The following is an 8,397-nucleotide window of genomic DNA, read 5'->3' as shown; positions in this document are numbered from 1 at the left end:
ACGCGGCCCGTCGCCGGGTCGATGATGACGAGCTGGTCGGTCGTGTAGACGTTGGCCCAGATGCGGCCGTCGATCCACTCCAGTTCGTTGAGGAAGGGGACCGGTTCGCCCTTCAGGGTGACGGTCACATGGCCGCTGCGGCGGAACGTCGCCGGGTCCACCGTGTAGAGGTTGGCCGATCCGTCGGTCATGTAGAGCTGTCGTCCGTCGGTGGTGATTCCCCATCCCTCGCCGGCGTAGCGGTGGTCGCGGAGCTTCTCGAGACCGCCCTCGGTGATGCGGTAGACGTGGGCGGTGTTCGACTGCCAGGTGAGCTGGAAGAGTTCGTCGCCCAGGATGGCGATCCCCTCGCCGAACTCCGAGCGCGGCAGCGTGGCCAGCACCCGGCTGCGGCCCGAGGCCGGATCGAGCGTCTGCACGACCGATTCGCCGTACTGGCCCGTCCCCTCCCACAGCGCGCCGTCGTGCCACAGCAGACCCTGCGTATAGGCCTTCGTGGAGTGAGTGTGGGAGGCCTTGACGCGGTAGGTGTAGTGTTTCGGTTCGGCGGGCACGGAGGCCGTCGTATGTTTTCGGGCCGTCGAGCGTGTCCTGGCCGGGGAGTTCCCGCAGGCCGTGAGCAGGGCGCTCGCCAGCAGAAGAGTCGTCACAAGTTTCATCGTTCGCGGAGATAAAGCCTACAAAGGTACGAAAAGCAAACCACAAATCATAATTTCACCTATAATATGGAGCTATCTGTTGGGCGGATCGGAATAATTTCGTATCTTTGCCTCCCGATTCCGAGTGGAAAAACGCAAGAAATCAGATATAACAAACTCATTATGAAGATCGTAAGAGAACAACACGGCGAGAATAACTCGCTGATCCGCGTGACCGTCGGTCAGGACGATTACGGCCAGGAGGTCGAAAAGGCGCTGCGCGAGTATCGTCGCAAGGCCAATATTCCGGGATTCCGTCCCGGCATGGTCCCGATGGGCATCATCCGCAAGATGTACGGCAAGGGTGTCGTGGCCGAGCAGTCCTACCGCAAGGCCTCGAACTCCGTCTTCGAGTACCTCCAGAAGGAGGGCATCGACTACCTGGGCGACGTCATCCCCGCCGAGGAGCAGGGTGCCTTCGATTTCGAGAACAACACCGAATTCGAGTTCGTCTTCGAGATCGGTGAGGCTCCGGCCATCAACCTCGAGCTCTCGGACAAGGACAAGCTGACCTACCACTCGATCAAGATCGACAAGAAGATGCACGACGACTACCGTTCGAACTACCTGCGCCGCTACGGCCGTCTGGTCGACGCCGACGAGGTGACCTCGGACGAGGCCCTGACCGTGACGCTCGACAACGGCGACATGAACGTGGCCGATGCCTACGTGGGTCTGATCTCGATGACCGACGAGGAGCGCAAACCCTTCCTCGGCAAGAAGGTCGGCGACAAGATGAAGGTCAACATCAACGAACTCTACAAGACTCCGGCCCAGCGTGCCGCTTGCCTGCAGGTCAAGGAGCATGAGCTCGACGGCATCAATCCCGAGTTCGAGATGGAGATCACCAAGATCCGCCGCTTCGCCGAGCCCGAACTCAACGAGGAGTTCTTCAAGATGGCCTTCCCGCAGGGCAACGTCACCTCGGAGGCCGAGTTCGACAAGTACCTCGACGCTCAGATCGAGAGCGAACTGCGTCGTGAGAGCGACTACCTCTTCACGTTGCAGCTGCGCGACTACCTCCTGAAGAAGGCCGATCTGAAGATGCCGGTTCCGTTCCTCAAGCGCTGGCTCTATACGATCAACGAGGGCAAGTTCACGATGGAGGAGATCGAGAAGGACTTCGATCAATTCCTGAAGATGTTCACTTGGAACTATCTGCAGAAGCACTTCATCAAGGCCGACAACCTCACCGTGACGAAGGAGGAGGCTACGGCCGAGGCCAAGGCGCTGGCTGCCGCCCAGTTCGCGCAGTACGGCATGCCGTCGGCACCGGATGACATGCTGGCCGGATATGCCGAGAAGATCCTCGCCGACAAGGATCAGGGTCAGAAGATCTACGAGAAGCTCTACGAGACGAAGGTCGTCGACGACATCAAGTCGAAGATCAAGGTGACGGAAAAGGCCGTTTCCGCAGAGGATTTCGCCAAATTGGCAAAGGAGCTTTAGGATTCGCGGATTTTTGATTATCTTTGGACTTTGCAGGCGCGATGTTTGCAAAGTCCTTTTTTATGCGGGGGGGCCGAGAGAGTCGGGCCGGGCGTTGTGAACGGCGGCCGGGTGCTGGAAAGGGCCGGACGTTGTGAGTGCCGGTTGGTGTGAAGGAGCTAGCCGGGTGCTGGAAAGGGCCGGACGTTGTGAGTGCCGGTTGGTGTGAAGGAACTTGCCGGGTGCTGTGAACGGCGGCGGGAACGCTGGGAAACGCTGCGGTCGGTCGGTTGCCGGATTCGGTGATTGACGCCGGACGCGGGCCCGCCCAAACGCGGGTCCCGTAGGCAGATCCCCCTCTCCGCAAATGAGTGTTGAAAGGATAACGAATCGAAGAATATGTCTGAATTTGAAAAATATGCCCGGAAGCATTGCGGGATCAGCTCGCTGAAACTGCATGATTTCCAATCGGTCAGTGCGGCCTATGTCTCGCCGACGATCATCGAGGAACGCCAGTTGAATGTCGCCACCATGGACGTCTTTTCGCGTCTGATGATGGACCGCATTATCTTCCTCGGAGCACCGATTTACGACGATGCCGCCAATATCATCCAGGCCCAGCTGCTGTTCCTGGAGTCGGTCGACCCCGACAAGGATGTCCAGATCTACATCAATTCGCCCGGCGGTTCGGTCTCGGCCGGACTGGGTATCTACGATACGATGCAGCTCGTGTCCTGCGACGTGGGGACCATCTGCACGGGACTGGCCGCCTCGATGGGTGCCGTGCTGCTGACGGCCGGTGCCGCCGGCAAGCGCGCCGCGCTGCCCCATGCCCGGGTGATGATCCACCAGCCCCTCGGAGGCGCTCAGGGCCAGGCCTCCGACATCGAAATCACGGCCCGCGAAATCATGAAGACCAAACGCGAGCTCTACGAGATCCTCGCGGCCCATTCCGGCGTCTCGATCCGCAAGATCGAGAAGGACGCCGATCGTGACTACTGGCTTTCGGCCCCCGAGGCCAAGGAGTACGGACTGATCGATACCGTACTCTCCAAACGTGAGAAGTAACCTCCATGGCACAGAATCGCAACAACAACAAAACCGACAATACGAAGAACGGCGGCGACAGCTGTTCGTTCTGCGGCGCCAAACGCTCCGAGGTGGAGATCATGTTCCAGGGCATGGACGGCGCCAACATCTGCAATAAGTGCATCGAGAACGGCTACCGCATCCTGCTCGACAACGACATGGTCGCCGCAGAGGGGCGCAAGGGTCGTTCGAAGGCTGCTCCCCTGAAGAAGGAGGAGCTGCTCAAACCCGCCCAGATCAAGGAGTTCCTCGATCAGTACGTCATCGGGCAGGACGCCGCCAAGCGCTACCTCTCGGTGGCGGTATACAACCACTACAAGCGGCTGCTCTACGCCCCGAAGGAGAACGACGTCGAACTCGACAAGTCGAACATCGTGCTGGCGGGCCCGACGGGTACGGGAAAGACCCTGATGGCCCGCACGATCGCCAAACTGCTGAAGGTCCCCTTCACGATCGTCGACGCCACGGTGCTCACCGAGGCCGGTTACGTGGGTGAGGATGTCGAGAGCATCCTCTCGCGGCTGCTGCAGGTGGCCGACTACGACGTCGAGCAGGCCCAGCGCGGCATCGTCTTCATCGACGAGATCGACAAGATCGCCCGCAAGGGGGACAACCCCTCGATCACGCGCGACGTCTCGGGCGAGGGTGTGCAGCAGGCTCTGCTGAAGATCCTCGAGGGTACGGTGGTCAACGTTCCGCCCCAGGGCGGGCGCAAGCACCCCGAACAGAAGTTCATCCAGGTCGACACGCGCAACATCCTCTTCATCTGCGGCGGTGCGTTCGACGGCATCGAGAAGAAGATCGCCCAGCGGCTCAACACGCGGGCAATGGGCTACGGCCGCATCAATGCCGACCCGATCGACCGCTCGAACCTCATGCAGTACATCACGCCGCAGGATCTGAAGTCGTTCGGACTGATCCCCGAACTGGTGGGGCGTCTGCCGGTGCTGACCTACATGCAGCCGCTGGGACGCGACGCCCTGCGTTCGATCCTCACCGAACCGCGCAATGCCATCATCAAGCAGTACGTGCGGTTGTTTGAGATGGACGGCGTGAAACTGACCTTCACCGACGAGGCGCTCGACTACATCGTCGACAAGGCCGTGGAGTTCAAGCTCGGAGCCCGCGGTCTGCGGTCGATCTGCGAGGCGGTCATGATGGACACGATGTTCGAACTGCCGTCGACCGGCGCCAGGGAGTTCACCGTGACGCTCGACTACGCCCGCGAGAAGGTCGAGAAGGCCAATCTCCCGGTGCTGAAGCAGGTGGGGTGATCCTGCGTGCGATAACTACGACAACCAACGCTTAAATAACTGCAACAACAATGTCTACAACGAATTCAAAACTGACGCGCGTAGCCGACAACGTCCGTATTCTGTCGGCGGCGATGGTGGAAAAGGCGAAATCGGGACATCCGGGCGGAGCCATGGGCGGTGCCGACTTCATCACGGTGCTCTATGCCGAATTTCTGCGCTATGATCCCGACAACATGGCCTATCCGTTCCGAGACCGTTTCTTCCTTGATCCGGGCCACATGTCGCCGATGCTGTATGCGACGCTTTCGCTGGCGGGCCACTACTCGACCGAGGATCTGCAGTCGCTTCGGCAGTGGGGCAGCGTGACGCCGGGGCACCCCGAGGTCGACGTCCTGCGCGGAGTGGAGAATACGTCGGGTCCGCTCGGACAGGGTCATGCCATGGCCCTCGGAGCCGCCATTGCCGAACGCTTCCTGGCGGCGCGCTTCGGCGAGTGGATGGCCCACCGGACCTATGCCTATATCTCGGACGGCGCCGTCGAGGAGGAGATCTCGCAGGGCGTCGGCCGTATTGCCGGCCACCTCGGGCTCTCGAACCTGGTGATGTTCTACGATGCGAACAACATCCAGTTGTCGACGAAGGTCGACGAGGTCGACACGGAGAATGTGGCCATGAAGTACGAGGCCTGGGGCTGGAACGTTCTCTCGATCGACGGCCACAACATCAACCAGATCCGTGAGGCGCTGGTGGCAGCCCAGAGCGAGACCGAACGTCCGACGCTCATCATCGGCCATACGACGATGGGCAAAGGTGCCAAGGGTCCCGAGGGCGAGAGCTACGAAAACCGCGTCTCGACCCATGGCCAGCCGCTCAGTGCGGCCGGAGCCGATTTCGCCGCCACGGTGAAGAATCTGGGAGGCGATCCGGAGAACCCGTTCGCCGTCTTCGAGGAGAGTCGCGAGGTCTTCGCCGAGCGTCGCGAGGCGCTGCGGGCCTGGGCTGCCGAGCAGGCCGCCGTCGAGAAGTCGTGGCGCAGCGAACACCGGGAGCTGGCCCGCAAACTCGACGAATTTCTCTCGGGATGTCTGCCCGAGATCGACTACAAGCTGATCGAGGTGAAGCCCGACGTGGCGACGCGTGCCGCCTCGTCGTCGGTGCTGGGCGTCTATGCCGAGAAGATCGACAACATGATCGTCTCGTCGGCCGATCTCTCGAACTCGGACAAGACGGACGGCTATCTGAAGAAGACCAAGGCCTTCACGAAGGGCGACTTCACGGGCAAGTTCTTCCAGGCGGGCGTCTCGGAGCTGACGATGGCCTGCGTGATGAACGGCATGGCGCTGCACGGCGGCGTGATTCCCGTATGCGGCACCTTCTTCGTCTTCTCGGACTATATGAAGCCGGCCGTGCGCATGGCGGCGCTGATGCGTCTGCACGTGATCTACGTCTGGTCGCACGACTCGTTCCGTGTGGGTGAGGACGGTCCGACCCACCAGCCCGTCGAGCAGGAGGCCCAGATCCGTCTGATGGAACATCTGCGGAACCACGAGGGGAAACGTTCGATGGTCGTGTTGCGCCCGGCGGATGCCGAGGAGACGGTCATGGCCTGGAAACTGGCCGTCGAGGAGCACCGCCCGGTAGCGCTGGTCCTCTCGCGTCAGAACATCAAGAACCTGCCGACGCTGGGTGCCAGCCGCCGCGAAGAGGCCGCCCAGATCTCCAAGGGTGCCTACGTGGTGATGGATGCCGCCAAACCGGCCGCCGTGCTGATCGCCTCGGGTTCGGAGGTCTCGACGCTGGTCGAGGGTGCCGAACTGCTGGCTGAGGAGGGCATCGCCGTTCGGGTGGTTAGCGCTCCGAGCGAGGGGCTCTTCCGCGACCAGCCCCGGTCGTACCAGGAGACGGTGCTGCCTGCCGGACTGCCGCGCTACGGCATGACCTCGGGCCTGCCGGTGAACCTGCTGGGACTCGTCGGCGAGAAGGGCATGATCCACGGTCTGGACCACTTCGGATATTCGGCCCCCTACAAGGTGCTCGACGAGAAGTTCGGCTACAACGGCAAGACCGTAGCCGCCGAGGTGAAGAAGATGCTGGGCCGTTAGCCCGGGGCCGGGGGGGGGAAAAAAAAAGAAAAGAAAAGGTGCCAGCTGGAGGAGCGCCGCAATTGGGAGCTACAGCCAGGGGTGCTGAAACCGGAGAATCGCAGCCGGGGTGCGGAAGCCGGAAGGCCGCAGCAACCCCTCCCCACCCGAAACAAGATACACAAGAGGAGAGGAGCCATCCTGAAGATGGCTCCTCTTTATATATAGGTGAGATGCCCGATTCTGCGGTTTTTTGAAAAAAAATTCCCGAAAATCCATTGCCAATCCACGAAAAGCCCTTATCTTTGCGATCCCGTCTGTCAAGCGGGGAATGTGGAAAGATTTGACTGATTGCAAACCACAATAAAAAATCGCTAAAACAGCACGTTTTTTATTTTCCAACAGCCAATTTTTCCCATTTTAGACGTTTAACCTTAAAAAAACGGTTCAAAATGGGTTTTTTGTTTACATCGGAGTCCGTTTCGGAAGGACACCCCGATAAGGTCTCGGATCAGATTTCCGACGCCATTCTCGACGAATTTCTTCGTCACGATCCCAATTCGAAGGTCGCCTGCGAAACGCTCTGCACCACGGGCCTTGTGGTCGTTGCGGGTGAAGTGCGCTCGGAGGCCTATGTCGACGTGCAGGGCGTGGCCCGGCGCGTGATCGAACGCATCGGCTATACGAAGAGCGAATATCAGTTCGACTGCAACTCGTGCGGCGTGCTGTCGGCCATCCACGAACAGTCGTCCGACATCAACCAGGGTGTCGAGCGCGACGAGGAGTACGAGCAGGGGGCCGGCGATCAGGGCATCATGTTCGGCTACGCCTGCAACGAGACGCGCGAGATGATGCCGGCGACGCTGATCCTTTCGCACGTCATCCTGAAGGAGCTGGCCGTTATCCGCCGCGAAGGCAAGGTGATGACCTATCTGCGCCCCGATTCGAAGTCGCAGGTGACGATCGAGTACGACGAGCGGACGAACAAGCCGCTGCGCGTCCACACGATCGTGGTCTCGACGCAGCACGACGAATTCATCCGCCCGGGCAACGGCCTGAGCGAGAAGGAGGCCGAGCGGCAGATGCAGGAGCGCATCCGCGAGGATGTGCGCACGATCCTCATTCCGCGTGTGAAGGCGCGTCTGGAGCGGGCCGAAGACAAACTGGCCGACCTGATCGGCGACGACTATATCCTGCACGTCAACCCGACGGGCAAGTTCGTCATCGGCGGCCCTCACGGGGATACGGGTCTGACGGGCCGCAAGATCATCGTCGATACCTACGGAGGCCGCGGTGCCCACGGCGGAGGCGCCTTCTCGGGCAAGGACTCCTCGAAGGTCGACCGTTCGGCCGCCTATGCCGCCCGCCACATCGCCAAGAATCTCGTGGCGGCAGGTGTGGCCGATGAGGTGCTCGTCGAGCTGAGCTACGCCATTGGCATCGCCGAGCCGCTGTCGATCTACGTCGACACCTGCCACTCGCCGCGCCCGAAGGCCCTCGAGGGGATGACCGACGGCGAGATTGCTCGTCGCATCGGCCGCCTCTTCGATCTGCGTCCGGCTGCCATCGTGAAGCGTTTCGGTCTGAAGAACCCGATCTTCGAGGCGACGGCTTCGTACGGACACTTCGGCAACCGCCCCTACAAGAAGGTGGTGAAAGTCTGGGAGAAGGGCCGCGAAGTGGAGCGCGAAATCGAGTTCTTCGGCTGGGAGAAGCTCGACGCCGTGGAGGCCATCCGCAAGGAGTTCGGGCTCTAATGCACGAAATTTGCGACAATCGGGACATTCCGCGGGAATGCCCGATTTTTTTGTGTGAAATGGCATACTAACCCGACAATTCCGACCG

6 protein-coding genes are annotated in these 8,397 nt (G+C 60.8%); 5 read left to right on the top strand and 1 reads right to left on the bottom strand.

Going from position 1 to position 8,397, the window contains the following annotated elements:
- Positions 1–659, bottom strand: a 659-nt coding sequence (locus PUQ42_RS06395; RefSeq protein WP_273372064.1) for a glutaminyl-peptide cyclotransferase, incomplete at its 3' end; no start/stop codon positions are given.
- Between the two features lie 162 nt (positions 660–821).
- Between PUQ42_RS06395 and PUQ42_RS06390 the strand changes: the two genes are divergently transcribed.
- From PUQ42_RS06390 to metK, 5 genes are all read left to right on the top strand, one after another.
- Complete coding sequence (locus PUQ42_RS06390) at positions 822–2,147, top strand: trigger factor (protein WP_087404843.1); 1,326 nt, start codon at positions 822–824, stop codon at positions 2,145–2,147.
- A gap of 378 nt (positions 2,148–2,525) precedes the next feature.
- Positions 2,526–3,194 carry an ATP-dependent Clp endopeptidase proteolytic subunit ClpP gene (clpP, locus tag PUQ42_RS06385; RefSeq protein ID WP_087310928.1) on the top strand — a complete coding sequence of 223 codons (669 nt, stop codon included), beginning with the start codon at positions 2,526–2,528 and terminating at the stop codon, positions 3,192–3,194.
- A 5-nt stretch (positions 3,195–3,199) separates the two neighbouring features.
- A complete protein-coding gene (gene clpX, locus PUQ42_RS06380) occupies positions 3,200–4,489 on the top strand; it encodes an ATP-dependent Clp protease ATP-binding subunit ClpX (RefSeq protein ID WP_087404842.1) in 1,290 nt (429 codons plus the stop codon).
- Positions 4,490–4,539: 50 nt separating this feature from the next.
- Complete coding sequence (locus tag PUQ42_RS06375; RefSeq protein ID WP_273372058.1) at positions 4,540–6,573, top strand: transketolase family protein; 2,034 nt, start codon at positions 4,540–4,542, stop codon at positions 6,571–6,573.
- Between the two features lie 431 nt (positions 6,574–7,004).
- Entirely contained in the window at positions 7,005–8,309 is a 1,305-nt protein-coding gene (gene metK, locus PUQ42_RS06370) for a methionine adenosyltransferase (protein ID WP_087310931.1), read from the top strand.
- Positions 8,310–8,397: the final 88 nt, after the last annotated feature.

It is taken from the genome of Alistipes megaguti (genome assembly GCF_944320325.1).
Classification (GTDB): Bacteria; Bacteroidota; Bacteroidia; order Bacteroidales; family Rikenellaceae; genus Alistipes; species Alistipes megaguti.
This window is presented reverse-complemented; position numbering and strand designations above follow the sequence as displayed.